Below are 26490 nucleotides of genomic sequence, written 5' to 3'. Positions count from 1 at the left end.
TTCCTGGCAAATCGGAAGCCGATGGATTCGCTTTGTTTGCTGCGGCAGAGGGCCGGCGCGGCGATGGTGACGGCTCGTTGTTTCAGGACACCGATCCATGCGCCCATCCTGCCAGTCCTTCCGTATCGCCGGACGCAGCAACCTGACCCGTTTGCCCGGCTTGCTCCTGGCCGCCATGGTCAGCGGCTGCGCGATGACGAACGCCGTGCCTCCGGCACCCCCAGCCGAAGCCATCGACATCGCGCCCGAAGCCGTGACGGAGTTCGTGCCGGTGACGCGGTATGGCCGCTACACCCTGGTTGAACTCGCGCCGACGGCGGCCCAGTACGACCTGTTGCTGCAAGTGGTGGATGCGGAGATCCCCGGCACGCTGGGCGCCACCGTCGGGGATGCCCTCCGGCACCTCGTCCTGCGTTCCGGCTACCGGCTGTGCGATGAGCAGTCCGCCGATCTGCTGGCCTTGCCGCTGCCGGCGGCTCACTACCGGCTCGGCCCGGTCCTGCTGCGCGACGCGCTCTTGACCCTGGCCGGCCCCGCCTGGGATCTGCAGGTCGACGACGGCGAGCGGAAGGTGTGCTTCATCCGCAGGCTCAGGGAGGCTCATACGCCGCACGAGCCCAAGCCACCGGAAATCAACCGTTCGGCGGAGCCCCCTCCGCTGATCCGGGAGGTTTCGCCATGACCCTCCGGGACTCGGCGACGGGCCAGCGCACGACGCTGCTGCGGGTCGCGGCCGCAACCTGGTTGTTGCTCGTCAGCGCGGTGCTGCTGGTGGATCACATGGCCTTGTCCGGGCTGGCGGAACAGGCCCAGGCCTTCGCGCCCACCGCGCAGGTGTCCCTGCTCGAATCCCGAGTGGATGGCCTCTCGCATCGGATCGAACAACGCGATACTCAGCCCGCCGCCTTGCCGCAGGCGCGCTACGAGCAGGACACTGCGGCGTTGGACCAACGGCTGGCGGCGATCGAGCTGGCGCAGGCCTATTACGCCGCCACCGATGCGCTGCACGCATTGGAAACCCGCGTCACGCGACTGGAAGCCCGCCCGGTCTCGCACCAGCCCAAGCCGCCCGCACCACGGCCATCCAAACCCGTGCCGGCCCAACCCCAGCCTGCTGAGCCTTCATTCCGCCTGATCGGAGTGGAACTGCGTGCGGAAGAACATTTCGTGTCGGTGATGCCTGTCGGTGGCACCGGGCTGGCCGATGTCCGCCTGCTGCGCGCCGGAGAGTCGGAGGGCGGCTGGCGACTGGACGGCATCGCGCGCGATGGCGCCGTCTTCCGGCGGGGAGACGAGATCCGCAGGCTGCCCATCCAGCCCCGATAAGGAGGCCCACACCGATGGTCCCGCGCCACTTGATCCCGCAATTGCTGGCTGCGTTACTGGCCGCCTCCGCCGCGCAGGCGGCGCTTGCCCAGCACACCAGCGCAACCACCGCGGCCAGGACGGCGCCGAGCCGCGAGGCGCCTGCGGCCATCGCTCGCAGCGACGAACAGCGGGCGCAGGACTGGGGGCTGCGCACGGATGAATGGACGCGCTATCGCGAGTTGATGCAGGGGCCGCTGGGCGTCTACTCGCCCAGCCTCGACCCGCTCACGGCCCTCGGCATCGAAGCACGCTCCGACGAGGAGCGCCGCCGCTACGCGGAATTGCAGGTCCGGGCCGAAGCCCGGCGGGTCGAGAAGACGCTGGCCTACCAGCGTGCCTACGACGCCGCCTGGCAGCGGATCGCGCCGGGCATGACGCGGGTCAACCTGCCCGGTGCCAAGCCGGCCGGCGTGGGCACCTCGATCGCATCGGGCACCGACCGAACCGCCGTCTTCGTGAAGGACGGATGCACCGCCTGCGACCAGGCCGTGCAGCGGCTGCAGGCGTCGGGCGTCGAGTTCGATGTCTATGTCGTCGGCAGTCGCGCCGACGACGCGCGCATCCGTGAATGGGCACGCCGGGCCCGTATCGACCCGGCGAAAGTGCACGCCCGGCACATCACCCTCAACCACGATGGTGGGCGCTGGCTGTCCCTTGGCCTGCAGGGCGAACTGCCCGCCGTCGTGCGCCAGGTCGGCGGCCAATGGCAGCGACAGTAGGCCTGGGGCGTCTCGCGCTCGCGCTGCTGGCCTGCTGGTCACTCGGCCAGGCGAAGGCCGGGGAGGTTCCGCCGCCGGCCTACCAGTTCGCGGCACAGCGTGCGGGCATTCCGCCTGCGGTGCTGTACGCGGTGGCCTTGCAGGAGAGTGGCACCCGGTACCACGACCGCCTCGTGCCCTGGCCCTGGACGCTCAACGTGGCCGGGGAATCGCATCGGTTCGCCACCCGTGCCGAGGCCTGCGCCGGCCTGCAACGGGCATTGCGCGACGTGCCGCGCACCCGCATCGACGCCGGCCTGGGCCAGATCAACCTGGGCTACCAGCGCCACCGCTACGACCACCCCTGCGAACTGCTCGATCCCTATCGGAACCTGGCGCTGGCCGCGCAGATCCTGCGCGAGCAGCACGCGCCGGGCCAGGACTGGCTGATCACGATCGGCCGCTACCACCGTCCCGCTGGTGGCGCACCCGCTGCGCGCTACCGCCAAAGCGTTGGACGCCACCTGGCCCGCGTTCTGGGCGAGCCAGCGCGGGGCGCGGATACCCGGAGAACCCTGCCATGAAGCCTCGAATCTTCCGTTCGGCTGTGCCGTGGCTGATCGGCTTGCTGCCGCTCGTGTCCGTGCCAGCCGCCTTCGCGCAAACGCCGCCCTTGATCGTCGTCGAGGATCGCGGCGGTACCTCCGCGCTGCCTTACTACCAGGCCCTGGACCTGCAACCGCGTACCGGAAGCAGGCCATCTCCCAGGATCGACATGCCACGCCTGCCCGAAGGGCCTTCCGGCGAGGCGGCCATGCTGCCGGTGCGCTCGGCCCATTTGACCCCTGGCGATGTGGCTCCCCAGGCAATCCAGGCGCCGGGGCTCACGCCGATGTTCCTGGTTGGTGATGACCCGCGCTCCCATGCCTGGCTGCGCCAGCGTGCCCCGGCGCTGCGCGAGCTCGGGGCCGTGGGGCTGGTGGTCCAGGTCGACACACCGCAGGCACTCGCGGCGCTGCGTGCCCTGGCACCGGGGCTGACGATGGCGCCGGTTTCAGGTGACGAGTTGGCCCAGCGCCTGGGCCTGCGCCACTACCCGGTGCTGGTGACCGCCACCGGCATCGAACAGTGAGGCCTGCCCGATGGCCCAGCCGCACGCCGTCGAAGTCCTGCTGCGGCCAGCGGTGGAGCTATACACCGTTGCCGTATGCGCAGGCGCCGCGGTGGTGTGCGTGGTGGCACCGTGGTCGCTCGCGCTGAATCCGGTACTCGGCCTCGGCAGCGCGCTGGCCTTCCTGGCCTTCGGCGCGATTCGCCTGCGCGACGCCTGGGCCATCCTGCGTTACCGCCGCCACATCCGTCGCCTGCCACGCTACGTGATGACGAGCCGCGACGTGCCGGTAAGCCAGTACCGCCTGTTCGTTGGGCGTGGCTTCCGCTGGGAACAACGACACACCCATCGGCTGACGCAGACCTACAAGCCCGAGTTCCGGCGCTATGCCGAACCGACGACGTTCTACCGCCTGGCGCGTCGCCTGGAGGAGCGGCTGGAATTCGCGCCGTCGCCGCTGCCCAGGCTGGCGCGGGCATTGGCCTGGGACAGCCCGATCAACCCGGTCCGGCCGTTGCCGGCAGTGGGTGGCATGCCGCGCCTGCATGGCATAGAGCCGCACGAAACCGACGTCACCCTGCCGCTGGGCGAGCGTGTGGGCCACACCCTGGTGCTCGGTACCACGCGCGTGGGCAAGACGCGCCTGGCCGAGCTGTTCATCACCCAGGACATCCGTCGCAAGATCCATGGCGAGCACGAGGTGGTGATCGTCTTCGATCCCAAGGGCGATGCCGACCTGCTCAAGCGCATGTATGTCGAAGCCAGGCGCGCCGGACGCGAGGGTGAGATGTACGTCTTCCACCTGGGCTGGCCCAACATCTCGGCACGCTACAACGCCGTCGGCCGGTTCGGGCGCATCTCGGAAGTCGCCACCCGCATTGCGGGGCAGCTTTCCGGCGAGGGCAACAGCGCCGCGTTCCGCGAGTTCGCCTGGCGCTTCGTCAACATCATCGCGCGCGCCCTGGTGGAACTGGGGCAGCGCCCGGACTACCTGCTGATCCAGCGCCACGTCGTCAACATCGACGCGCTGTTCATCGAGTACGCCCAGCACTTCTTTGCCCGAACCGAGCCCAAGGCCTGGGAGGTGATCGTCCAGCTCGAAGGACGCCTCAACGACAAGACCATCCCGCGCCACATGGTCGGGCGAGAGAAGCGGGTGGTGGCACTGGAGCAGTACCTGTCGCAGACGCGAACCTACGACGCGGTGCTCGACGGCCTGCGCTCCGCGGTGCGCTACGACCGTACCTACTTCGACAAGATCGTCGCCTCGCTGCTGCCGCTGCTGGAGAAGCTCACCACCGGCAAGATCGCGCAACTGCTCGCGCCGAACTACTCCGACCTGTCCGACCCGCGCCCGATCTTCGACTGGATGCAGATCATCAGGAAGCGGGCCGTGGTCTATGTGGGACTGGATGCGCTGTCCGACGCCGAAGTGGCGGCGGCCGTCGGCAACAGCATGTTCAGCGACCTGGTGTCGGTAGCAGGGCACATCTACAAGCACGGCATTGACGATGGCCTGCCGGGGGCATCGGCCGATGCCAAGGTCGCCATCAACGTTCATGCGGACGAATTCAACGAACTGATGGGAGATGAGTTCATCCCGCTCATCAACAAGGGTGGCGGTGCGGGCATGCAGGTCACGGCCTATACGCAGACGCTCTCGGACATCGAGGCGCGCATCGGCAATCGCGCCAAGGCCGGCCAGGTCATCGGCAACTTCAACAACCTGTTCATGCTGCGGGTGCGGGAGACCGCCACCGCCGAACTGCTGACACGACAACTGCCGAAGGTGGAGGTCTACACCACCACCCTTGTCAGCGGCGCCACCGACAGTTCCGACATCCACGGCCCGACCGACTTCACCAGCAACGCGCAGGACCGCATCAGCACGTCGAGCGTGCCGCTCATCGAGCCTGCGCACGTGGTCGGCCTGCCCAAGGGGCAATGCTTCGCCCTCATCGAAGGCGGTAACCTGTGGAAGGTCCGCATGCCGTTGCCAGCGCCCGATCCGGACGAAGTCATGCCCCGGGACCTGCAGCAACTGGCCGGCTACATGCGCCAGCACTACGCCGAGGCGGGCGAATGGTGGGAGGGCAACGAGTTGCTCCGGCTGCACGACGACGACGCGTTGCCAGCGGATCTTGCCGAGGACGTGCAAGAAGGCACGCCGGATGAAGAGGCTCCATCATGAAAGAGCCCGCCGCGACCGCCGAGCGACAGCAGGCACGCCAGCGCAGCCTGGTCGCCAGCGTGGTCACACTGCCATGGCGCCTGTTCGGCGTGTTGGTCGCCTCGCTGCTGCTGTCCATCGTCATCGAATGCGTCGGCATGCACCTGTTCTGGCCCGACCAGGGCTGGCGCCACGCGCAGGGCATGCTCGACTACGAGCTGAACCAGCTCTCCACCCATTTCACCCGGAGCGCCGTCGTGCAGGAGCCGGGACGCACCGCGCGCTGGCTGGTGGAGGGCACCTACGAGTGGGTTTTCGTGAAGACGGGCTTGCTGGACTGGATGCGCGACGCCTCGACGCAGGCCAGCGCACCCAGTCGAGGCGCGCACCGAGACTTTCGCTATTACCTCGCCCAGGTCTATGTCTGGACCGAGCGCTATCTGATTGCCGCCGGCTTCACCGTACTGACGTTCATCGTCCGCCTGCTGGTCTTGGTGCTCACGCTGCCGCTGTTCCTGCTCGCGGCCTTCGTCGGCCTGGTCGATGGACTGGTTCGCCGCGACATCCGCAAGTTCGGCGCCGGGCGGGAATCGGGCTTCGTCTACCACCGGGCTAAGGCGGCCTTGATGCCGCTGGCGGTGCTGCCGTGGGTGACCTACCTGGCGTTGCCGGTGTCCTTGCACCCATTGGTGATCCTGCTGCCGAGCGCGGCGATGCTCGGGGTTGCAACGAATATCGCGGCCAGTAGTTTCAAGAAGTACCTGTGATCTGTGCGCCGCTACGATGGAATATGCTTCGTCGAGTTCATCGAGACATGAGGATCAGTTTGAACATGTCTCCGCTGTACGTAGCAGCCACTCAATCTGCCGCCGCGCGGTGGAGATGACCTGACTAAAAATTCGAGCCTCGACATTTGGCTCACGATTGTCCGTCGGAAAATCCGAAGAGCGACTGCCGCCGACGAGCAGAACCTGAATCGGGGAACCCAGATACTTCGCCAGTTCGTGCCGGTAACCAATCGCCTGCACGTAATCTTCGTGCTTCAACGCGTGGCTCGGCCGCTTAAACTCGATCAACAGGTACTGTCCGCCGAGGTTCTCGTTGAGAAGCAGGTCGGGGCGTTTGTCGGCCTTGTCACCTGTGTAGGCCTTGCCGAGGACATCTTCCACTTGTCGCCGCAACGTACTGTTTGAGCTGAATAGCGAGTATTCGGCGCCAAATACCCACAAGTTTCGCTCCAGTGCCTTGTGCAAGACGGCTTCCGTCGTGGCGGCATCACGGGCAAGGCCGTCCAGTTGATCAAGGAAGACCTGACGAGCTGTCGCTTGCTGTACGAGGAATGCCATCTCCGCCAAGCCAAATTCATCCAGGCGCTCAGCTACCCCTGCGACATCGCCCGGCGTTGCCTCCGCGATATGCTCCAGAAGAATACGGTAGTCGGAACGCTCCATCGCTTCCAACAGCACGTTTACCACCGGTTCGACTTTGCTCTCCGGCTCACCGTAATACTTGTCGAGAATCTTCTTGATCGCACGATCGGAAAATGCACGTTTGTGCTCTGGCAGAGCCGACAAGCGCGCGAGGATCGCCCTCTGCAGGCGAGCCTGCGCCAACTGAATTTCGCGCCGATACTGCTGCTCATAAGCTTCTCGCAAGATGGGCTGGGCGTAGTTCTCAACCTCTCTCAGAAGTTCGCTGTTCTCGACCGCCGAATCCCAACCCGCCGTAATGTGATCGCACAGTCCATCTGCTTCGATTTCGCCGTAGAGCTTTCGCAACAGCTTGGATGGAAAGTCATCTCGTTGATCCAGGCCGAAGAACCCAGGCCGTCCAACGGCCTTGCCATCCACACGCAAAGTGATACCTGACTGACGCAACCCGGACTTGCCGTCGCTGATGGAGAAACGCAGCCTTACCTTGCCCGCATTTGGAAGCTCCTCTTCATACTCCGAGTAGCTACCGGATACATCATCGACGTCGAGCCGCTTGCCATCGACCGTGATGGCAAAGTCATCCTGTCGCCCGTAGTCCTGCAAAAGAATCTGGCGCAGCCGATTGGCATCAGGATAAGCCAGACCCTGATGCAGCTCGCTCAGCGTGATGGTCGTGCCATGCAGTTCCGGCCCACAAGGCTCGCTCTGCAGGCCAATATTCAACTGTTCAATGTCTTCGACTTGGGACAGATCGTCCAGCCGCAAGGTGATACAGCACAACCGACCACGCGCCCGGGTTTCAAGCGTCATCACCGCTGCGGCCATGAGCCCGGCGAACTTGCCGATGCCCTTACGCCCCTTGACCAAGCGATTCTTTCCTGCCGTACGCTCCCCGCGTCGCGAGCGCCGATCAGATGCGATCGACAGATAGTGGCGGCGCAGTTCTTCCTCGGTCATGCCAGTGCCGTCATCCTGGATGACAAGAGGGTCGCCACTCAGAGGCTTCGGGAGGAGGATCGTGACCTGCTCCGCGTCGGCATCCCATGCGTTGTCCACGAGTTCCTTCAACGCTCGCTCGGACGAGGGATATTCCTGACTCAACAATGTGGCGAGGCGGGAATCTACCTGGAAGCGCAGATGAGCACGACTCATATCGGAATCTCCGTGGGTGAGCGACGGTAGCTGGACTACGCCTTGACCTCGTAGCGTAGGTAATCCGCGAGCCGTTTCGACTCGTTGATATCGTCGTGGGGCACCAGCAGGTACTTCCAGGGTTTGGTGCCTACGCTCGCGGCGTGATCGGACGCGTGCTTGCACCAGCGCATGGCGGCAGCGGCCTTGGCCTGCACCTCTTGTGTGTTGATATCGGCGCGTGCTTTGGTTTCCACCATCAAGATCGTCGAGTCGGTTTCGGCCACGAAATCCGGCACGTACTCCGGCTGCTCGGTGCCTAGCTTGTAGTAAATCTGGAACTGCCCCTTCGCGGGCTTGAACCATTTCAAGGCGTCGCGCTCCAGGATGACGGCGAAGCGGCGCTCGGTGTCTGAATCGAACTTCTGCAGCGGATACAGGCACTTCGTGAAGCCGCCGAATAGCATCGACTTGATGCGGCCCACGTCCTCCACCGTTTCACGGAAATGGTGCGGAGCCTGCCCTGCCGTGGCGGTGTAGTTGCACGGCTTGAGCTCCGTAAAGCCGCGACTGACCTGCACCTCGTACTCCGTTGCTTCCTCCCAGAAGTGGGCCATCATCTGCGCATGGATTTCGCGCGCGATCAGGCGCCGGTCACGATCGAGGACGTTGACGGCCTCTTCTTCAGACAGATAACTGCGTAGGTGCTGCACCATCTGGCCCGCGAGGTCGTAGAGCAGATCGGCGTGGGTGAAATAGTCGATGTCGTCGAAGTCGACTAGCGCGTGGACGATGTAGTCTTCCAGACGCTGCTCTCTGAGCCCGACCTCGGTAGCCAGCGTGAACTGCTCGTTGGTGCGCAGCATCTGCCCGACGATCTCGCGCTCACCCGGCTGAAGATGAAGCTGGCTCACATCAAGCTGGAATGGATGGAACCCTGTCGTGACCTCGCCAGTGGGCACCACGGCAATACGCGGGATATCGATCGTCTGCTGGACCACGATTTCCGTGGTCTTGGCCACCACGGCGGACAAGTCAAGTGCGGGGGCTGAATCATCCACACCCGCCAACAACTCGCCTTGCAGAGGTTTCAACCGCTCCGTCACCTCCGCAAGAATTTCTTTCTGCACCTCGGGTTTCAGCAATGCGCCGCTGGTAGGCACCAGATCGCGCTTAGCCTCGTACTGACTTATGACGTTCATGACCACGCGCGCGGCCTGCTTCTCCGCCTCCGTGGTGAACACCGGTTCAGGGCCTGGCACTTTCGGTCCGCTGTCGGTGCCAGAGGGCCCTGTGACCAAGATCGGCGTTTCCGTCAAGCCGAGGCGCGACGCTGCCCCGGATTCGACCTGCACGCTGACCTTTCTGTCGTCAGCATTCGGTGCTTCAAGGATGACCTGCTTCAGACGAATTGGCGAATCGCCACGATTGGCCTCGTCGATGATCTCCTGAAACTTGTCATGCGCGACGATGTTCAAGCGGTCCACCGCCGCCACGCCCGTACGCTTGCCATAGGGCAGGCGCAAGCCCCGACCGATCGACTGCTCGATCAAGGTGCGGGCATTGGCGGCGCGTAGCGGCACGATGGTGTAGAGATTGGTCACGTCCCAGCCTTCCTTGAGCATGTTGACGTGGATGACGATCTCGGTCGGCTCATCCGGGCTTTCCACCGCCAGCAGTCGTCGGATCATCTCTTCCTCTTCTGCGCCACTCTTGCTGGAGTCAACCTGGATCACCTTGTCGGCGTAGCGTCCTTCGTAAAACCGTTCCGTCTGAATTAATTCCTTGAGCTGCGCCGCGTGCGTGGTATCTCGGGCGATAACCAGCATGAAAGGCTTGACCGGCTTGACGCCGTTCTCGCGGGCGTAGGTCAGCAGTTCGACCTTGGTCGTCTCGTGCAGGCGCACGCCGTCTTCCAGCTTGGTCTTCTCGATTTCTTCGGGCGTGTGGGCTTTGGCGTCGAAGTTTCGTTGGGTGACCACGGCAGGTTCTTTGACGAAGCCGTCCTCCATTGCCCGCGCCAGCGGGTAGTCCATGACCACATTCTTGAAAGGCACCGGCCCCTTGCTGGATTCCACGAAGGGCGTCGCCGTCACTTCCAGACCGAATAGCGGTTTCAGTTCATTGATGGCACGCACACCTGCGCTGGCGCGATAGCGGTGTGATTCATCCATCAACAACACCAGGTCGGGCAGATTTGCCAGATGATTGAAGTAGCTGTCGCCCAGCACCTCACGCATGCGCTTGATACGTGGCTCCTTGCCGCCGCGCACCTCGGAATTAATCTTGGAAATATTGAAGATGTTGATACGGACATCTTGGGCGAAGCCCTGTGGTTGATCATCCACCGCCGCACCGGTCTGGTCGTAGTTGTCACCGGTGATGATCAGCGGCGGTTGCTGCGCGAATTCGGCAATTCCCTTGAACACGTACTTGGGCGTATTGCGCGTGAAGTCCGTGATCAGCTTGTTGTAGATGGTCAGATTGGGCGCAAGCACGAAGAAGTTGTTGATGCCGTGCGCCAGATGCAAATAGGCGATGAAGGCGCCCATCAGCCGAGTCTTGCCCACACCTGTTGCCAGCGCAAAGCACAGCGAGGGGAAATCGCGCTCGAAGTCCTCCAGCGTAGGGAACTCTGCCCTTAATGTGGAAAGGATGGATGTGACATCTCGCTCATGGCTTAACAGATCGGGGGCAGCCTCGATCATGCGTGCCAGCCTGGAAAGCGATTCTGCCTGCGGCGGACGAAGAGACAAACGACCAGTGACGGCGTGCAGGACGCGGTTGCTCATTATTCGTCCTCCCCAAACAAGCCGCCCTGATTCGAATGCGTGGCAGCCACTTTTCTGTTCCTGGACTTCTTATTGACGGCCTCGGCGGACGCAGCAGAATCCACCGGATCAGGTTTGGCCAACGGCAGGTTGGCCACGTTCAGGCTGTAGTCGTCATGGCCCCATTCGCAGCGGGCCAACACCATCTTTGGAATCTTCTTCAACGTTAGATTCGGCCAGCGTTCCGCCGCCTTGGCGGCCGTCACACCCCGAAACGCGGAGCAGCACACCAGCAGGCTCTGGTCGGAACCCACTTCGTCGGAGAGTGCCTGCAACTGGTCGGCGGACAGGTTCTGCGTGGTGACGTAGATGAAATCCCGCTCACTGGAGTGGCCATGCTGCCACCAATGCGTTTCCGAAGGTGCATAGGAGAAGCCTTCCAGCTTGCACAGGGCTTCAGCCAGTTGCGCTGCGTTGTATTCGGGGTTGATGATGGGATTGCCCCAGCGATCATTGACAATCAGGCTGGGCGCCAGACGGTAATAGCGGAAGCCGCCGCCGCCTTTCCAGCCCGTGCTTTCAGTTACGCCACCTTTGTCTTCACCGTCAATGACCTTTTTCAGGCGCGGAATGATGTGGGTGTGGCAGTGCTCGCCCAGTTCCACCATGATCCAGCGGCGGCCCATCTTGTGCGCGACCGCGCCGGTGGTGCCGGAACCAGCGAAGGAATCGAGTACCAGATCGCCGGGGTTAGTGGCGATTTCGATAACACGTTTGAGAAGGCGCTCAGGCTTTGGGGTTCCGAACGATTCGTCGCCAGGAAACAATGCGCGCATTTCATTTTTCGACGTGCGATTGCTTCCCACCTCGTCCTTGGACCAAAGGGTTCGCGGCACCAAATCGCCAACCTCAGCAAGGTAGCGCTTTATGCTCGGCCGCGCGTTGCCAGTCGGCCCCCACCAAATCCGCCCGTCGTTGTCCAGTTCCCGCAGCTTTTCTTCCGAAATTCGCCAATAGCGGCCCGCTGGCGGGGAGAATTCTCGGCCAGTCGGCCCGGTGATCGTGTACTTGCCCTTAGAGTAGGGCTTGTTTGCATACGGGTCCCCAGGTAGCCAAGGCCCCCGTTTATCGTTGTCCGGGTTTGAGTAGATTGAGTTTGCCTCATCTGTCCGCGCAAGCCTCCGGGGGACCCACTCAGGAGCCTTTGCATAGACCAGCAAATGGTCATGGTCCGTTGAGAACTGCCGTGCAGAGTTCCGGGGAGAATCGGCCTTCTCCCAAATGGCATTGCACACAAAATTCCCCCGCCCAAAAATCTCATCGCACAACACCTTGAGGTAATGGCACTCGTTGTCGTCGATGGTGATCCAAAGCGAGCCATCCTCCGACAACAGCCGCCGGATGATCTCCAGCCGGTCGCGCATCAGCCCCAGCCAGATGGAATGTTCAAGCCCATCGTCGTAGTGTGTAAATGCACTGCCTGTGTTGTAGGGTGGGTCAATGAATACGCACTTAACTTTCCCAGTAAATTCCTGCTCCAATGCCTTCAACGCCAGCAGGTTGTCCCCGAAGATCAATCGGTTGTCGAAGATGTCGTTATCAGTTACTCGCTGTTTAGCGTGGTACGACTTCTCTGGTTCTTCGAGCAGGATGCGCGGCTCCAGCTTGGGCCGCTTTTCCTTCCCAATCCATGTCAGTTCTAGTTTTTGCTTCTTACTCATATTTCTTCCGACTAAACCGAGGCGTCCAGATCTTCAAGAATGCGTTTGTAGCGCTGGCGAAACGCATCGCGCCCACCTTCCATGATGTTGCAGATGCGCTCTCGCACAGCCCTTTCTTGTAAGCCGCCAGCGTCATTTTGTTGAATCTGGCCTGCTGCAAATACCATTGGCAACACTAATTCGGCATCACCGTTCACCACAATATTCGGATTGTGGGTCACAATAATCATTTGGCGGCGTGATTTGTTGTTGCGAATTTGATTAACCACCAACTCAGAAACCAATGCATTGTCGAGATCGTCTTCTGGCTGATCCAGCAGTAAGGGCTCGTTGCCGTGTGACAACAGAAATGACAAAACCGAGGATGTTTTTTGGCCTGCGGAAGCTCGCTCCAACGACTGGAAGTTTTCGTTCTGATTGCGCCTGAACTCAACTTTCACAAAGTCCTGCGGGAACCACTCCAGCAAAGTATCGCAGTCATCAGGGCTCAATCTGCTAATGGCCGTTACAAGTCGGCCATGCAGGGCATGACCGAGAATGTCTCGGTTGCGTTCCAAAATCCCAGCCTTTAGGCTGGTGACACGTTTATGTGTAGGATCATGCAAGCCGTCCGCCACCAACTTTCCTAACAATCCTGTCTTCTGTCCGGTCGCCTCATCCATCGAGAGGACATCGTCGACAAAGGTTCCATCCTGCAATCGCAAGATGGAACGAAACTCGTCTTTAGACTGATCGACATCCGCCTGTTCATCAATTGTGATGCGCAAGTTCGGATTGGATACCAGAACATCGTTAACGAACTTTCGTCTTAATCGGGTAAGCTTGCGGCGATGCAGCTTTAACCGTGCGTAAGCCGCAAAAATCTGCTTCTGCAATGTCAGCAGCTGAGTCTGCTGAACGGCGATCTCAGCTAAGGCTGTTTCCAGCTCTTGCTTACGTTTAAAAGCTGCTTCAGCCTCTTGCGCCGTGCCGATGCCCTGATCTCTCAGTCGGGCGACTTCATCACGGTACGCCGCGATTGCCCTTTCGGTTTCCTGCAAATAGTCCACGACCGGCTGGCTTTCCTGGAGCCCTGCAACCAGTTGCTGCATTTCAGCAATGATCTGGCGGACCGCCTGATACTTTGCATGCAGTTCAATAGTTACTTTGGCAGCTTCTTGCTGGATATCCGACGGGTCGGGGACTTGCAAAGCAATGTTGCCCAATCGACTCTTGGCGTAGGGATTATCCTGTTCCAGGGCTTCGTTCAATTTACGGATGGGGGTGAAGATGACCTCGATAAAATCGTTGATCTCCTTCTGCGCCTGCTGATTATCCCGATATACCTTGACCTGTCCAGCAACGTTGGATTGTTGATAGGCCAGCGTCTTGCGCGAAACCTCACGAAATTCCGTTTCCAGTTCCGCCTTTTTCTCAATGCTCTGCAACAGTACTCGCTCTTTGCCGCGCAACTCACGCAAGAAACGACATAAATCTTCGTATCTTTCCTTCCATGCCTGAAATCCAACCTCCGGAGCGCGGTCAATATAAGTCAACAAGGCGCTGGGACGTTCCGCCAACTCGAAAATCTGTTTCTGGCTGAATACCTTGACCGGAAAAAACTTTGCAGCCTGCTCAACACTTAACCCAGTGTCTTTCCAAACACCTGCATCCAATCTCTGCGCCTGGAATCCGGCCGGCTTCCATGTAAACGAATAGGTTTCATTGATATTCGTTGACGGATCGTATTTCTCGACGGTAGCGACAAGTGTTGTGTCTTGCCTAACCATGCCTGAGTTTCCCCTCGCGCCGCCTGGGGTGCGGAAACGCTGGAATGCACGAACAACATCACTTTCTTGCGCAGTGCCAAGCTCTAGAATATCTACTTCGCGGGCAATAGCTAGCCGGAGTGCCTCCAGTAAAGTGGACTTGCCACTGCCGCGCCCACCAATAACGGCGTTGAACCACGGACTGAACACAATCTCCAGGGGCTGCCGCCGCAAATGAAGCTGCTCAATCCGCAGCGAGACAATCCTATGCAAAGGTGCTGCTGGTTTTTCTTGCGCGCGTAATAACGAGCTAGTCGGGTCAAGCAATGCCAGCTTCAGTCCTTCGATACTGGGCTGTGCCATTTTCAGCCACACACGACGCGCACCTGCCTTATTCGTTCGATGCGCATCGGAACCGTCCACAATGGCTCGACCTTTCACCTTATCCGCGAAATACTGGGCAGCGCGGGAGTGCTCATCGTGAATCTCAATGGCATCAGCCTTTTCCAGAATCTGCTCAATAGAGCGGTCTGGCCTGGTTGGAGTGAAGTTCCCCGTGCTTGTATCCACAGAACCGTGAAAGATGCCATTAATCTCTTCGGCGTGCGCCAGAATGGCTACGCCGCCGGTTTGGTGAATGTAGTCGCAGATAACAGAAGCACCCACATTGCAAATCCCGTGTGCGTTGTTGATATCGTTGTTGTACTGAGCCAAGGTCAATAGGCCATGAATTTTTGCAGCCCCTTCTTCCGGTCCATACACAGCCAAGATATGCAGCCCTTCAGAGGAAGTAAGTTCAGCGCCAGGAAACAGGTGAATTTTTCGGAAGTTCGCATGAGGAGGCTGCTCGCTAGCCATTGCTTCTAGTTCTTGTTTTAGGGAATCAATCCAGCCACCTGAGTTGTGATCAGTGACGGCAACGCAATCCACGCCTGACCGCATGTATGCCAACAACCAATCCCGCGCAGTCAGAGCCGTACGTTCTCCCGCATCGTAATCGCTGGACGCTGGCGTGTGATTATGGAAATCGAATGACCACCAGTTCGATCCGGGATATTTCATTTCTCCCCCTCGCTCTTTCCTTGCAAGTTATTTTACGCTAGACAAAATATGCATTTTGAATCATGCGATTGCATGAGAAGCATGTTCACCAATTCGGCAAAACCTTAGTCGGAAGAAAAAACTGCTTAGGTAGATGCCATCCATGCCGCGCCTAAACACGACAATGGCTGAAAATCCTAGTTTGCCGTAAGGTAAGGCTTCGAAAGCCTTATTGATACTGCGATGCAGCTTCATATCAACCCCCACTCAATGGTGAACAGCATGTGCTCTTCCACCTGCTGCTGAAGCTGCGATTCCAACTGGCTAATGAGGTCATTGCGCTGTGCTTCAACCTCATCCTGTCGAGAAAACAACTCGCGGCGCAGCTTGCTGCGCTTGCCTTCCAGTTCGCGCTGCTTCTTCTGCCATGACAGCTTTTCGTCCAGCGTCGGCGAGGTCGCGGCGGTTCGGCGCACCTCCTTGATCTCGCGGTCGATCTCCTTGATCTCCTGCTCCAGACCCAATTTCAGATCGTCCGCCCAGGCATCCAGCTTCTGGACTTCCTGCTCGAAGTAACCAAGGTTGCGCTCGTTGACTTCGCGCAAGAGCGCGCTTTTGCGCGCTTCCACATCGACCAGAAGGGTGGCGTCGGGGACGTTGAACAGACTGACTGCCTGCGTGGTTGCGGGCAGACGCAGCAGTTTTTCCGGGTCATCTTCCGCGAGCAAAACGCCGTCGGTTGTTGCCGCGGCGACTAGCAGATGTTCTTCCCGGTTGCCGAGGGTCTCGACAGTGATCAGTCTCACGGTGAGCCATCCAGCCTTGCCGCGATAGGCTTCAAGCGTGCTGATTTTTGAACCGTAGGCGTCGTAGTCGAAGATGAGACGAACTGCATCAAGTTTCCGAGCCTTGGCCTGCTCGATAGCCCATCGTGCCAGTGGATGACTGATGCGGTATAGGTGCGCATCACCGGAGCGGCGGGGCAATTCGTAGCGCCCCAGCTCGATGCCCGCGAGGCCGCTGTGCTCGATTCCAGTCGGTATTTGGCAGAGATCGAAACCGCTGTCATCGAACGAGGCATACTGGATCAATTCTGCGCGGGTCAGGTCCATCAACATGCGTTCGAAGCGATTGCGCGCGTTGCGGCTGTCGTCGGCGCGCATGCGCAGCTTTTCCTGCACTGACTCGTCGAAGTTTTCGAGTAATGCCTGACGCGTCTTGACCATTGCGTCACTGATCTCTCCCGACAGGTCAAGGCGGAGCTGTTCAAAACTGGATTTGATTTCCTCTGGTTCTCGGCAGTTCTGGTAGATATCCGCGATGCGTCGCTCGAAATCGACGCCCGAACCGATGGCACCCAGCACTTCGTCGCTAGCCCCAAACACGCCCTCGAAGAGTTGGAACTTCTGCGACAGCAGTTCGTAAACGCGCTTGTCCGCCTCATTGCTGAGATCGACGAAGTTCACAACCACCACGTCGAACTTCTGCCCATAGCGGTGGCACCGGCCAATGCGTTGTTCGATGCGCTGAGGGTTCCAGGGCAGGTCGTAGTTGATGACGAGCGAGCAGAACTGGAGGTTGATGCCCTCGGCTCCGGCCTCGGTGGCAATCATGACCTTGCCACGTTCCTTGAAGTGCTCGACCAGTGCCGCACGGGTGTCGGCGGTCTTGGAGCCGGTGATGCGGTCGGTGCCTTCGTGGCGCTTCAACCAGTCCTTGTAGATCGCCTGCGCACGTTGGTCGCTGTTGGTGCCGTTGAAGAGCACAATGCCGTCGCCGTATGGCGTGTCAGCCAGCAAGCTCAGGAGATACTCCTGTGTGCGCTTGGACTCGGTGAAGATAATGGCTTTTTGGGCTGCACCCAACCGATCCAGTTCGGCAAAGGCACGATCCAGTGCGGTCAGCAGCGCCTTACCCTTGGCATTGTCACGGATGTTGGTTGCCAGCTCCTTGAAGTGGCGAAGCTCTTCGATTTCCTGTGCAATGGCATCTCGCTCTGCGCGGCTTGGTGCCGCCGTAGCAGAGCCTTGCTCGTTCCACTCATCCGCAGTTTCGTCCAGGGATTCGTAGTCTTCGTCGAGTTCTTCGGCCAGATCAGGAATTTCGGCCGTCTCGTCGAGCACTCCCTGAAGCCGTTTGGCCATCGTTTCCAGCGCACCTGCGATGGCGTGTGAGCTGGACGCAAGCAGCTTCCAGAGCACCAGTGAAATCAGCTGGCGCTGTCCCTCAGGCATGGCCTTTAGGTTGGGGCGGCGCAAGTAATCAGCGACGAGGCGGGACAGTTCCTGCTCTTCGCTTGAGGGCGTGAATTCCTGGATGATGGCCTCGCGCGCCGTATACGACACATAGGGCTGAACCTGTTTGCGCAGCGTGCGCTTGCAGATGGGAGCCAGCCTGTCACGCAGACCGTTGAACGCCTGCTCCCGGCCAGTAAATTGCGAGCGAAAGCTGTCGAGATCTCCAAACACGCGGTCATCAATGAAGCTGACCAGCCCATAGAGTTCGAACAATGAGTTTTGTAACGGCGTTGCGGTCAGCAGCACCTTGGAGTGAACGTGCGACAACGCATCCTTGAGGGTTTTGGCAATGACGTTGCTGGTCTTGTAGACGTTGCGCAGGCGATGCGCTTCGTCGAGAACGACCAAGTCCCAGTCAATGCTCTTGAGATCGTCAGCCTTGGACTTGGCGAACTGGTAGGAACAGATGACCGGACCGGAGGCGAAGAGGAATGGATTCTGTCGATCCTGCTTGCGGATCGCGTTATAGCTTTTGGCTTCGAGAATCAATCCTTGCAGGCCGAATTTGTCTTGCAACTCCTGGTGCCACTGCTTGCGCAGGTTGGCCGGAACGATGATGAGAATCTTGCGGCGTCGCTCGGCCCAACGCTGTGAGATCACCAACCCCGCTTCAATGGTCTTGCCGAGGCCCACTTCGTCGGCGAGGAGTACGCCGCGCGAAAGAGGATTGCGGCAGGCGAAGAGAGCAGCATCAACCTGATGAGGATTGAGATCAACCTGCGAGTCGACCAGTGTTGAGGCCAGCGATTCCACGGAATCGCCCGCCGCACGGCGCGTGAGCAGCCACGCAACGTACTGACGTTGATGCGGTGTCAAGAGCTGTGTTGTCGTCAACTGCGGTCTCCCCCTTATGTCTCAGGCGTAGCCGGCTGCTAGCCTTTCCAGACTCAGTCCGTCTCCGGTTTCATCTTGCTAATGCTGCTAGCAATCCAGCGATCCAGCTCGGATCGCCGGAAGCGCCACGTCCCTCCCAACTTGAACGCCGGGATCTCTCCCCTTTGAGCCAGGCGATAGACCGTCCGCTTACCGGCTTTTAGGTATGCCGCGACCTCTTCAAGCGTCAGGATTTCGCTTTCGGCGTCAGTCATCTGAAAACCGTCTCGGTTGATCTTTCATAGCCTTCGCTTGCCAAGTTTGCTCAATTCTACCAACGAACCCCGGCCGATGACCAATCATCGGCGGCCGCATCCAGCCCCGAATGAGCAGCTATCGGATGGAATCCGGTCGAACCGCATTTCGCATTCACGGCGGCACCGAAGCCGGCGACGGAACAGCATCTGGCCATCCGCATTCACGGGAATGGCTCGATGGCGCAACCCAACCGTTATACGCTCGCATGGTCGCTGCTGGCCATGTTGCTTGCGGCCGGGCAACCCGCCACCGCAGCAGACGATGGCATCGAACGCGAGCAGCTTGCGGCCCTGGTTCGCCAGCTCGACCTGATCGATCGCCTGGCCGAGCACGCCGCCCATACCGCTCCGCAGGAGCGCGCCCGCTACCACTTCGACCATGCCCGCCTGCGCAAGGACCTCCAGCGCATCCGGGCGGGCATCCAGGACTACCTGACGCCGCCGCGCGCCCAGCCGCGCGATCCGGTCGAGCTGTCCGGTGACTACCGCCAGTCCTGCCCGCCCTCCGACGAGGAGGCACCCCAATGAACGCCGCCCAGGTCAGCGCCTTCCAGGCCAATGGCGGCTTCGCCCCCGCCTCCGTGGCCACGGTGGTGCTCGGTCTGGTGTTCGCCGTCCTGCTCCTATGGGGCGTGTGGGCGATGCGTACCGCCTACACCGGGTGGGCCGAACAGCGCCTGTCCCAGCGCCAGTTCCTGGGTGTCGTCGTGCGATTCGTCGCGATGTACCTGGTGCTGACCTATTTCCTCTTGTCCTGACCACCACGAAAGGCCCTACCGCCATGAAGACCCATCCGATTCCCCATCGCGTTGCCACCACCATCCTCGCGCCGCTGGCACTGATGGGTTTGCCGTTGGCGGCCCGGGCGCAGGGCCTGCCGACCATCGAGGACCCGTCGCGCGGCCAGGGCAGCGGCATCATGCAGACGCTGCAGAACTACGGCTACGACATCGTGCTGCTGGTCGCGCTGCTGGTGGTCGCCTCGATGTTCGTCGGCGTGTGCTACCACGCCTATACGCGCTACTCGGAAATCCATACCGGCCGCGCCACCTGGGGCCAGTTCGGCCTGACGGTCGCCGTGGGTGCGATCCTGCTGGTGGTCGGCATCTGGCTGCTGACCAAGGCCACCGGCGTGCTCTGATCGGCGATGGCTGCCTTGAACGATATCGCGCGTGACGGGTTGGTGACCTTCCTGCCGCACAGGCTGAACCGCCAGCCCGTGGTGGTGAGGGGCCTGACCGCCGACGAACTCTGGATCTGCGCCGGTCTGTCCGCAGTGGTGGGGTTCATCGCCGGCGTGCCGCTGGCCTGGGCCACGCACAGCGTCGCCATGGTGCCGACCTTGATCGTGGCCGGCGTGGCGGCTGGCGTGTTCGGTGGTGGCGGCTTCCTGCGCCGGCAGAAGCGCGGCCGCCCGGATACCTGGCTGTACCGGCAACTGCAGTGGCGCCTGGCGCTGCGCCATCCGCTGGCAGCGCCCTGGCTCGGTGGGCACCGTCTCATCACGCGTTCGGGGTACTGGACTACCCGGCGCTCACGCGGAGCAGCCGCCTCATGAGCCGTTTCAGGAACGAAGTCCATCACCTGCAGGCCCATGTGCGCACGCTGCGCCTGGGCGCCGGCGCGTTGTTCGTGGTGGCGCTGCTGCTCGGTTTCGGCTGGTGGAGTGCGCCGAGGCAACTGACGATCCACGTGCCCCCCGATCTGCGCTCGGGCAGCACCCGCGCATGGTGGGACGTGCCGCCCGAGAGTGTCTATGCCTTCGCCTTCTACGTCTGGCAGCAGGTCCAGCGCTGGCCGACGGATGGCGAACAGGACTACCCGCGCAACCTCCACGCGCTGTCGGCCTATTTCACACCGGCCTGCCAGGCCTTCCTGCGCCAGGACTACGAGCACCGGCGCAGCAGCGGCGAACTGCGCCAGCGGGTGCGCGGCATCTACGAGATTCCGGGGCGCGGCTTTGGCGACAACCCCACGATGCGGGTGAAGACGGTTTCCAGCCGCGACTGGATCGTCACGCTCGATGTCAGCGCGGACGAGTACTACGGCGCCGAGCAGGTCAAGCGGGCCCTGGTGCGCTATCCGCTGAAAGTGGTGCGGCTGGACGTCGATCCCCAGCACAACCCCTTCGGCCTTGCGCTGGACTGCTATGACGGCGCGCCGCAGCGGATTGAGGCACCGTCGCCGGCAGTGCCTCCGTCCGGCACGCCCGGCGGCGGCCTTTCGCAGGGAGGCAACCCGTGAAACACCACGTCTTCGCCATCGTGGCGAGCCTGGCCCTTGGCTTCGGCCTGGTGCCGGACAGCCATGCCATCGAGATCCTGCGCTGGCAGCGGTTGCCGCTGTCCGTCCCGCTGGTCGTCGGCCAGGAGCGCGTGGTCTTCATCGACCGCAACGTGCGTGTCGGCCTGCCCCCGAGCCTGGGCGAGCGGCTGCGCGTGCAGAGCGCGGGCGGCGCCATCTACCTGCGCGCCAGCGAGGCCATCGCGCCGACGCGGCTGCAGTTGCAGGACGTGGAATCCGGCGCCATCGTACTGGTCGACATCACAGCCACGGACGCACGGGAAGGCGAGCAGCCGCTGGAGCCTGTACGCATCGTCCTGCAGGATGCCGCCGAGGAAGCCAGCGAAGACACAGCCGCCGGTTCAGCCCAGGCAGCGCATACCGCGAAGCGTCGGCAAACGCCGATAACCGTTGTCCTGACGCGCTACGCGGCGCAGAACCTTTACGCACCGCTGCGCACCGTCGAGCCCGTGGCCGGCATCGGGCGCGTGCCGCTGCGGCGCCCGCTCGCGCTGGACACACTGCTGCCAACGCTGCCGCTCAAGGCGCGGGCGCTGGCGGCCTGGCGACTCGAAGACCAGTGGGTCACCGCGGTGCGCCTGACCAACACCTCGCCTCACCGTATCGATCTCGATCCAAGGGCGCTGCAGGGCGACTTCGTTGCCGCGACCTTCCAGCATCCCGACCTGGGGCCGGCGGGCGCTTCGACCGACACCACGGTGGTCTACCTGGTCACGCGCGGCCGTGGCCTGGCCGAGTCGCTGATGCCGGTGCTCGGCCCCATCGATGCCGGCACGAACCTGCCGCCGGCCGCCGCTGCGGGGAGGACGTCCGATGAGGAGTAATCCCCTGTTGAAGTGGCTGCTGATTCCGATGGCATTGTTGCTGGTGGTCGTCGGTGCCAGGCTGTTCTCGGGCAGTGACGCTGCACCTGGCCAGCCGGATGTCCCCGGGCAGCTCACTCCCGAGGAAATGAAGGCGCTCGGCATCGCGGGCGACACCCCGCGCGATACCGTCGCTACCCTGGTCGCGCAGGTCAAGCAGCTCCGCAGCGAGTTGCAGGCTGCGCTGAGCGACAACCGCCAGCACAAGGCGGAGAACGAGCGCCTGCGTACCCGCGAGGGTGCGATCGACCAGCGCATCCAGAATGCCCTCGACAGCGAACGCCGCCGCCTGGAACAGGAGCGAACCCAGGCCGCCAGCGACCGGCAGCAGACGCAAGGGCTGATGCAGGAATTGCAGCGCCGCCTGGACGGGCTGTCCGGCAAGGGCGATGCCGCCGACCTTCCGATCGGCCTTGGACTGGACGGGCATGACGGCGGGCCGCTCAAGGATGGCGGCATGCGCTGGATCGAACCGGATGACGCCCGGCCCGATCCCAAGGGCGGTTCGGCCGGCGGCCAGCGCTTGCCGGGATTTCCCTCCAGCTTCGGCCCGGCCTCGCCGGAACTGTCGGCCGCGGCGGAGACCGTCAGCGACAGGACGGCTCAGGCCGTTGGCGGCACCACCCAGGCGGTCTATACGGTGCCCGCCAATGCCACGCTGATGGGCTCGGTCGCCATGACCGCGCTGATCGGTCGCATTCCCATCGACGGCACCGTCAACGACCCGTTTCCCTTCAAGGTGCTGATCGGGGCCGACAACCTGGCGGCCAACGGCATCGAGATTCCCGACGTGGCCGGTGCGGTGGTCAGCGGCACGGCCTCGGGCGACTGGACGCTCTCGTGCGTGCGTGGGCAGGTCCGTTCCATCACCTTCGTGTTCAGCGACGGCACCATCCGCACGGTGCCGGAGGACGACGGCAAGCGCAGTCGAAGCCAGAACAGCACCAGTCTGCTGGACGGCCTGGGCTGGATCAGCGATCCCTACGGCATCCCGTGCGTCTCGGGCGAGCGGCGCAGCAATGCCCAGCAGTACCTGGGATCGCAGGCGTTGATCACCGCGGCCGGCGCGGGCGCCGCCTCGCTCATCAAGTCCGACAACGGCAGCGTGGCCGTGGTCGCCAACAACAGCGGTTCGCTGGGCACGGTCGGCATTTCGGGCAACGAGGCCATGGGCCGCATCCTGGCCGGTGGCGTGCGCGACATGGCCGACTGGGTCAACAAGCTCTACGGCCAGGCCTTCGCCGCGGTCTACGTGCAGCCCGGCGCCAGGGTGGCCGTGCACCTGGAGCAGCCGATCGCCATCGACCACGACGCCAAGGGGCGCCGGGTGAATCACCTCATGGGAGAAGCACATGCGTCGGACCTGGATTGACCGCCCCCTTGTCCTGCTCGCCGCCGCCGTTCTCGCGGGTTGTGCCACCAGCTCGGAAAAGCTGCTGCCCCGGGGCGAGCACACCATGCTGGACATCTGGCAGCACGAGACTGGCGGCTACAGCGGCGGCCAGGCCGGCCGCCTGCTGCTCGACGCACGCCAGGACCTGCGCCGTCCGCTGACCGACGCTGACACCCTCGCGGCGCCCGCCCGGAACGCGGCCTACACCCGCACGGCAGCGAACGAGATCCAGCGACAGTTCCATCGACTGCCGAACCCCGATCTGGTGATGTACGTCTTTCCGCACCTGGCCGGCTCCGACCCGGTACCGGTGCCCGGCTACAGCACCGTCTTCCCGCTCCACCAGCGCGTGCAGTACGCGATGCCCGGCGAGCGGCTGGAGGACTACTGATGGGCTGGCGACTGCCGTGGCCGCGTCGTCCGGCCCCCAGGCCAGTCCAGGCTGACATCGAGCCGGACGCCTGGACGCAGCATGTCGCCCGCCTTGCCGCGCACGGCATCGAGGCACCTGGCGCCGCCCTTGGGTCGAATCATCGGCGACCCGCGACGAGGGCCGACCACGCGGCGCTCTACGACGTGGCGCCGTCCTTCGCCGACCTGCTGCCCTGGGTCGAGTACCTGCCGGCCACGAAGAGCATGCTGCTCGAAGATGGCCAATCGGTGGCGGCGTTCTTCGAGTTGCAGCCGATCAGTACCGAAGGGCGCGAGACCGCCTGGCTGTGGCAGGCCCGCGATGCCTTGGAGAATGCGCTGCAGGACTCCTTCGACGAACTGGACGAGAACCCGTGGGTGGTGCAGCTCTACGCGCAGGACGAAGCCGATTGGGACCACTACCGCCTTGCGCTCGATTACCCGGGGCATGTGACGCACTTCGCCTCGCTGGCCGTGATTCCGACCCTGGATGCATGGGATCTGGTGGACGAACGATTTGGACGCACCAATTTCCATTGGTTCTTCCTGGCCCAGCCATTCGGGCTCCCGGAAAAGCTGCTGTCCGCCGACCCGCAGGCATTCATCGATGCTGCGCTGGCCCGTATGGCGGGCGGGCTGGGCAATGTCGAGCCGTTCGCTCTCGAGGCCTATCGGCGTGCGTTCCAAGATCCCGATGTTCGGCACGCCATCTGCGAGGACTATCGGGCAGCAGCGCAGGAGGACCGCGCCTACGATGCGGCCGACCGTGCCGTAGGCAGGAAGCTGTCCTGCCCCGTGCTTGTGCTTTGGCCACAAGGGTGGGAAGGCCCGTCCCCCATCGACATCTGGTGCCGATGGGCCAACAACGTCCAAGGCGTACCCATCCGGGGCGGCCACCTTCAACCGGAGGAGTCGCCAGAAGAGGTATTGGCAGCGATGCTTCCATTTCTTATGGGCACAGGGGCTTCCGGCATGCCGATCGCAGACTCGTCAGCCTAAGAATTCGACTAACTTGCACGCGACTGCCTCCGGCTATTATTCCGGCAAGAATTGACTGCGGTGGACGTAGTTGCGCCCATGAGAAGCATCCGCCCCAGCCAATGGGACGATGCCCTGCATGGAACTCAACAGCCCTCCGTTGGAACGGCTCGATCACACTCGCCAGCAGCTTCCACGGCACAATTTCCTGCATACGCCCCAGGAATGCTTTCCATCGGGTCACGGTTTCCTGCCTGCAAACTCGGCCGATGCGAAACTCAACTATTCGATCGTCCGGGAATACTGTGGGCACGGTATCGGTCGTGAAATGCACGAGGACCCCCAGGTTTTGCACTGGGGCAAGCCGCGAACGGGGCTAGTACTGCGCGAAGGCATGGTTTTCACCATAGAGCCGATGGTGAACCAAGGACGACGTGCCATTCGAACTGAGGACGACGGCTGGACGGTGGTTACGCGCGATGGGCAATTGTCGGCTCAGTTCGAGCATACCGTTGCTGTCACCGGGAACGGTGTGCGTGTCTTGACGCTGCGCCCGGGCGAAAAGGCGTTGCACTGATCCAGTGTGGTAGCGATACGGACTTTCGCTCAGGATCTGACTTTGACTTCGGGTAAGAACACGCCGTTGCCGGCGTGCTCTCGGTGCGTGTCAAGGTAGTTGTCGCCTGATCTCATGCAGCTAATCGGTTACTTTCATGCTGTCGGCTTTGCCTCGGCGCGCCCGCATCGCGGTCGGGATTGAGGGTGACGGCGCCAACGCGGCTCCAGTTGCGGGTCGGTCCGGTCCTGCGCTGCGGATGGCGCTGGCGGGCAAGCTCGTATACCCATCTGCGTGCCTGCAACTGGACCTCATCCTGACCGGCATGGCGAACGGCCGGGGCCACGAAGCGCAGCCCGCTGTGCAGGTGCTCGTGGTTGTACCAGTGCACGAACTGCGCCGCCCACGTCCGTGCAACGCCCTTCGGGGGGCGAGCTTTTCGCCGCGTATTAGCTGCGAGGCGCTTCAATTGCGCACCGCCGCGATGTCCGCTTCACCCCTTCCCTGGCAGTGAACGGCAGAAATTCTCAATCAATGGAGTCAATGCATCCGGTGTTTCTAACATAGGCAAATGCCCTGCACTTGGTACTACGGTCATGACGGCTTGCGATACGCGGGGAAGTAATTCTTTCCTCAGTACCTCGGGCGAATCCACGCGATCCCGCTCGCCTGCAATAACAAGCGTAGGTACGTCGATGGCACCTACCTGTCCGGTGATGTCTTCCAAGCTGGTCGCTCTGGGCCAAGCTAGCTTGGCCGCTGGCGCGCCACGCAAGCTGTCCGCGATCACTTGTTCGCGATCCTCCGCTGACAGTGGGAGGGCCGTCAGCACGTTGTCGATAGTCGCCTCCACTGTTTCGCGATTTGCGTAGGCTCCTGCCATCATTTCGCGTGCCTCTTTCGGCAAGATCATTGGCGATGGCGGTGAAGGAGCGACGAGAACCAACCCGACCAGTCCGACAGGCCGCCGCGAAGCCATAAGCTGAGCGACCTTGCCCCCCATAGAGTGACCGATCAGAACGTAGCGCTTCGGGTGCAGCGCTGCAATCACGCCCTCTGCATCGGCTGCAAGGTCTGCCAGCCCGTAGCCCATCGAAGGCGCGTCGGATTGACCCCAGCCGCGATGATCGAGAGCAAGCGTATGGAAGTTCGGCGCCAGCCTGGAGCAGACGTGCTTCCAAGTGCGGGAGGAGCCGCCCCAGTAATGCAGAAAAACGAGTGACGGATCGCCTTGCCCTTGCTCCTCGACATGGATCTCTATGCTGTTCGATTCGACCTTCATTGGAACATCCTTTTGCTAAAGCCCACCGGGGATCGGCTGGCTACAGTGCTAGGCTAGACCCATTCCATTCGGACGATAATAGGC

22 protein-coding genes and 2 pseudogenes are annotated in these 26490 nt (G+C 62.1%); 17 read left to right on the top strand and 7 right to left on the bottom strand.

Annotation, left to right across the window (positions count from 1 at the left end):
* Positions 1-97: 97 nt before the first annotated feature.
* Genes pilL2 through PNO31109_RS05840 form a run of 7 tightly spaced genes read left to right on the top strand, consistent with a single transcriptional unit; the run spans position 98 to position 6114 of the window.
* Positions 98-682, top strand: a complete 585-nt coding sequence (gene pilL2, locus PNO31109_RS05870; RefSeq protein ID WP_150554683.1) for a PFGI-1 class ICE element type IV pilus protein PilL2 — start codon at positions 98-100, stop codon at positions 680-682.
* On the top strand, positions 679-1326 hold the full coding sequence (locus tag PNO31109_RS05865; RefSeq protein WP_150554682.1) for a hypothetical protein: 648 nt from the start codon (positions 679-681) through the stop codon (positions 1324-1326). Before pilL2 ends, PNO31109_RS05865 begins: the two co-directional genes overlap by 4 nt.
* A 14-nt stretch (positions 1327-1340) precedes the next feature.
* Positions 1341-2087 (top strand): TIGR03759 family integrating conjugative element protein, encoded by a 747-nt coding sequence (locus tag PNO31109_RS05860; RefSeq protein WP_150554681.1) that lies wholly within the window; start codon positions 1341-1343, stop codon positions 2085-2087.
* A complete protein-coding gene (locus PNO31109_RS05855; RefSeq protein ID WP_150554680.1) occupies positions 2072-2650 on the top strand; it encodes a lysozyme family protein in 579 nt (192 codons plus the stop codon). The genes PNO31109_RS05860 and PNO31109_RS05855 overlap by 16 nt, the downstream gene beginning before the upstream one ends.
* Entirely contained in the window at positions 2647-3198 is a 552-nt protein-coding gene (locus tag PNO31109_RS05850) for an integrating conjugative element protein (protein WP_150554679.1), read from the top strand. Before PNO31109_RS05855 ends, PNO31109_RS05850 begins: the two co-directional genes overlap by 4 nt.
* A 10-nt stretch (positions 3199-3208) precedes the next feature.
* On the top strand, positions 3209-5368 hold the full coding sequence (gene traD, locus PNO31109_RS05845) for a type IV conjugative transfer system coupling protein TraD (protein ID WP_150554678.1): 2160 nt from the start codon (positions 3209-3211) through the stop codon (positions 5366-5368).
* A complete protein-coding gene (locus PNO31109_RS05840) occupies positions 5365-6114 on the top strand; it encodes a TIGR03747 family integrating conjugative element membrane protein (protein WP_150554677.1) in 750 nt (249 codons plus the stop codon). Before traD ends, PNO31109_RS05840 begins: the two co-directional genes overlap by 4 nt.
* Positions 6115-6168: 54 nt before the next feature.
* Here the strand turns inward: PNO31109_RS05840 and PNO31109_RS05835 are convergent, their stop codons facing one another.
* From PNO31109_RS05835 to mads1, 6 genes are all read right to left on the bottom strand, one after another.
* Positions 6169-7932, bottom strand: a complete 1764-nt coding sequence (locus PNO31109_RS05835; RefSeq protein WP_150554676.1) for an ATP-binding protein — start codon at positions 7930-7932, stop codon at positions 6169-6171.
* Positions 7933-7967: 35 nt separating this feature from the next.
* Complete coding sequence (locus PNO31109_RS05830; RefSeq protein ID WP_150554675.1) at positions 7968-10703, bottom strand: DEAD/DEAH box helicase; 2736 nt, start codon at positions 10701-10703, stop codon at positions 7968-7970.
* Positions 10703-12403 (bottom strand): site-specific DNA-methyltransferase, encoded by a 1701-nt coding sequence (locus PNO31109_RS05825; protein ID WP_150554674.1) that lies wholly within the window; start codon positions 12401-12403, stop codon positions 10703-10705. The genes PNO31109_RS05830 and PNO31109_RS05825 overlap by 1 nt, the downstream gene beginning before the upstream one ends.
* Before the next feature lie 11 nt (positions 12404-12414).
* Positions 12415-15213: a TrlF family AAA-like ATPase gene (locus PNO31109_RS05820; protein ID WP_150554673.1), complete on the bottom strand. Its 2799-nt coding sequence runs from the start codon at positions 15211-15213 to the stop codon at positions 12415-12417.
* 230 nt (positions 15214-15443) lie between these two features.
* Positions 15444-18323, bottom strand: a complete 2880-nt coding sequence (locus tag PNO31109_RS05815; protein WP_150554672.1) for an SNF2-related protein — start codon at positions 18321-18323, stop codon at positions 15444-15446.
* 53 nt (positions 18324-18376) lie between these two features.
* Positions 18377-18577, bottom strand: a complete 201-nt coding sequence (gene mads1, locus PNO31109_RS05810) for a methylation-associated defense system helix-turn-helix domain-containing protein MAD1 (protein ID WP_009463360.1) — start codon at positions 18575-18577, stop codon at positions 18377-18379.
* A 219-nt stretch (positions 18578-18796) separates the two neighbouring features.
* Here mads1 and PNO31109_RS05805 point away from each other — a divergent pair, with 219 nt between their 5' ends.
* From PNO31109_RS05805 to PNO31109_RS05760, 10 genes and pseudogenes are all read left to right on the top strand, one after another.
* Positions 18797-19147 (top strand): integrative conjugative element protein, RAQPRD family, encoded by a 351-nt coding sequence (locus tag PNO31109_RS05805; protein ID WP_150554671.1) that lies wholly within the window; start codon positions 18797-18799, stop codon positions 19145-19147.
* Positions 19144-19377, top strand: coding sequence for a TIGR03758 family integrating conjugative element protein (locus PNO31109_RS05800; protein ID WP_150554670.1), 234 nt, complete (start codon positions 19144-19146; stop codon positions 19375-19377). Before PNO31109_RS05805 ends, PNO31109_RS05800 begins: the two co-directional genes overlap by 4 nt.
* A gap of 83 nt (positions 19378-19460) precedes the next feature.
* Complete coding sequence (locus PNO31109_RS05795; RefSeq protein ID WP_425570197.1) at positions 19461-19760, top strand: TIGR03745 family integrating conjugative element membrane protein; 300 nt, start codon at positions 19461-19463, stop codon at positions 19758-19760.
* Positions 19761-19766: 6 nt separating this feature from the next.
* Complete coding sequence (locus PNO31109_RS05790; RefSeq protein WP_150554668.1) at positions 19767-20177, top strand: TIGR03750 family conjugal transfer protein; 411 nt, start codon at positions 19767-19769, stop codon at positions 20175-20177.
* Positions 20174-20863 (top strand): PFL_4703 family integrating conjugative element protein, encoded by a 690-nt coding sequence (locus tag PNO31109_RS05785; RefSeq protein ID WP_150554667.1) that lies wholly within the window; start codon positions 20174-20176, stop codon positions 20861-20863. Before PNO31109_RS05790 ends, PNO31109_RS05785 begins: the two co-directional genes overlap by 4 nt.
* On the top strand, positions 20860-21747 hold the full coding sequence (locus PNO31109_RS05780; RefSeq protein WP_150554666.1) for a TIGR03749 family integrating conjugative element protein: 888 nt from the start codon (positions 20860-20862) through the stop codon (positions 21745-21747). Before PNO31109_RS05785 ends, PNO31109_RS05780 begins: the two co-directional genes overlap by 4 nt.
* On the top strand, positions 21737-23158 hold the full coding sequence (locus tag PNO31109_RS05775) for a TIGR03752 family integrating conjugative element protein (protein ID WP_150554665.1): 1422 nt from the start codon (positions 21737-21739) through the stop codon (positions 23156-23158). Before PNO31109_RS05780 ends, PNO31109_RS05775 begins: the two co-directional genes overlap by 11 nt.
* Complete coding sequence (locus PNO31109_RS05770) at positions 23139-23570, top strand: TIGR03751 family conjugal transfer lipoprotein (protein WP_150554664.1); 432 nt, start codon at positions 23139-23141, stop codon at positions 23568-23570. The genes PNO31109_RS05775 and PNO31109_RS05770 overlap by 20 nt, the downstream gene beginning before the upstream one ends.
* Positions 23570-24028: pseudogene (locus PNO31109_RS21855) on the top strand (TraC family protein); the annotation flags it as partial. The gene PNO31109_RS05770 and the pseudogene PNO31109_RS21855, both read left to right, overlap by 1 nt.
* 823 nt (positions 24029-24851) lie before the next feature.
* Positions 24852-25145 (top strand): annotated as a pseudogene (locus PNO31109_RS05760) (M24 family metallopeptidase); the annotation flags it as partial.
* Positions 25146-25617: 472 nt separating this feature from the next.
* Here the strand turns inward: PNO31109_RS05760 and PNO31109_RS05755 are convergent.
* The gene (locus PNO31109_RS05755) at positions 25618-26406 is read right to left on the bottom strand and encodes an alpha/beta fold hydrolase (RefSeq protein ID WP_150554662.1); all 789 of its coding nucleotides are present in this window, start codon (positions 26404-26406) and stop codon (positions 25618-25620) included.
* Between the last annotated feature and the right edge of the window lie 84 nt (positions 26407-26490).

This window comes from Pandoraea nosoerga (assembly GCF_902459585.1).
Lineage (GTDB): Bacteria > Pseudomonadota > Gammaproteobacteria > Burkholderiales > Burkholderiaceae > Pandoraea > Pandoraea nosoerga.
This window is presented reverse-complemented; position numbering and strand designations above follow the sequence as displayed.

What these genes read in the sequence shown, in the direction of transcription:
- pilL2 (WP_150554683.1), top strand. Translation starts at nt 98, where the DNA reads ATGCGCCCATCCTGCCAGTCCTTCCGTATCGCCGGACGCAGCAACCTG.
- PNO31109_RS05865 (WP_150554682.1), top strand. Translation starts at nt 679, where the DNA reads ATGACCCTCCGGGACTCGGCGACGGGCCAGCGCACGACGCTGCTGCGG.
- PNO31109_RS05860 (WP_150554681.1), top strand. Translation starts at nt 1,341, where the DNA reads ATGGTCCCGCGCCACTTGATCCCGCAATTGCTGGCTGCGTTACTGGCC.
- PNO31109_RS05855 (WP_150554680.1), top strand. Translation starts at nt 2,072, where the DNA reads ATGGCAGCGACAGTAGGCCTGGGGCGTCTCGCGCTCGCGCTGCTGGCC.
- PNO31109_RS05850 (WP_150554679.1), top strand. Translation starts at nt 2,647, where the DNA reads ATGAAGCCTCGAATCTTCCGTTCGGCTGTGCCGTGGCTGATCGGCTTG.
- traD (WP_150554678.1), top strand. Translation starts at nt 3,209, where the DNA reads ATGGCCCAGCCGCACGCCGTCGAAGTCCTGCTGCGGCCAGCGGTGGAG.
- PNO31109_RS05840 (WP_150554677.1), top strand. Translation starts at nt 5,365, where the DNA reads ATGAAAGAGCCCGCCGCGACCGCCGAGCGACAGCAGGCACGCCAGCGC.
- PNO31109_RS05835 (WP_150554676.1), bottom strand. Translation starts at nt 7,932, where the DNA reads ATGAGTCGTGCTCATCTGCGCTTCCAGGTAGATTCCCGCCTCGCCACA.
- PNO31109_RS05830 (WP_150554675.1), bottom strand. Translation starts at nt 10,703, where the DNA reads ATGAGCAACCGCGTCCTGCACGCCGTCACTGGTCGTTTGTCTCTTCGT.
- PNO31109_RS05825 (WP_150554674.1), bottom strand. Translation starts at nt 12,403, where the DNA reads ATGAGTAAGAAGCAAAAACTAGAACTGACATGGATTGGGAAGGAAAAG.
- PNO31109_RS05820 (WP_150554673.1), bottom strand. Translation starts at nt 15,213, where the DNA reads ATGAAATATCCCGGATCGAACTGGTGGTCATTCGATTTCCATAATCAC.
- mads1 (WP_009463360.1), bottom strand. Translation starts at nt 18,577, where the DNA reads ATGACTGACGCCGAAAGCGAAATCCTGACGCTTGAAGAGGTCGCGGCA.
- PNO31109_RS05805 (WP_150554671.1), top strand. Translation starts at nt 18,797, where the DNA reads ATGGCGCAACCCAACCGTTATACGCTCGCATGGTCGCTGCTGGCCATG.
- PNO31109_RS05800 (WP_150554670.1), top strand. Translation starts at nt 19,144, where the DNA reads ATGAACGCCGCCCAGGTCAGCGCCTTCCAGGCCAATGGCGGCTTCGCC.
- PNO31109_RS05795 (WP_425570197.1), top strand. Translation starts at nt 19,461, where the DNA reads ATGGGTTTGCCGTTGGCGGCCCGGGCGCAGGGCCTGCCGACCATCGAG.
- PNO31109_RS05790 (WP_150554668.1), top strand. Translation starts at nt 19,767, where the DNA reads ATGGCTGCCTTGAACGATATCGCGCGTGACGGGTTGGTGACCTTCCTG.
- PNO31109_RS05785 (WP_150554667.1), top strand. Translation starts at nt 20,174, where the DNA reads ATGAGCCGTTTCAGGAACGAAGTCCATCACCTGCAGGCCCATGTGCGC.
- PNO31109_RS05775 (WP_150554665.1), top strand. Translation starts at nt 21,737, where the DNA reads ATGAGGAGTAATCCCCTGTTGAAGTGGCTGCTGATTCCGATGGCATTG.
- PNO31109_RS05770 (WP_150554664.1), top strand. Translation starts at nt 23,139, where the DNA reads ATGCGTCGGACCTGGATTGACCGCCCCCTTGTCCTGCTCGCCGCCGCC.
- PNO31109_RS05755 (WP_150554662.1), bottom strand. Translation starts at nt 26,406, where the DNA reads ATGAAGGTCGAATCGAACAGCATAGAGATCCATGTCGAGGAGCAAGGG.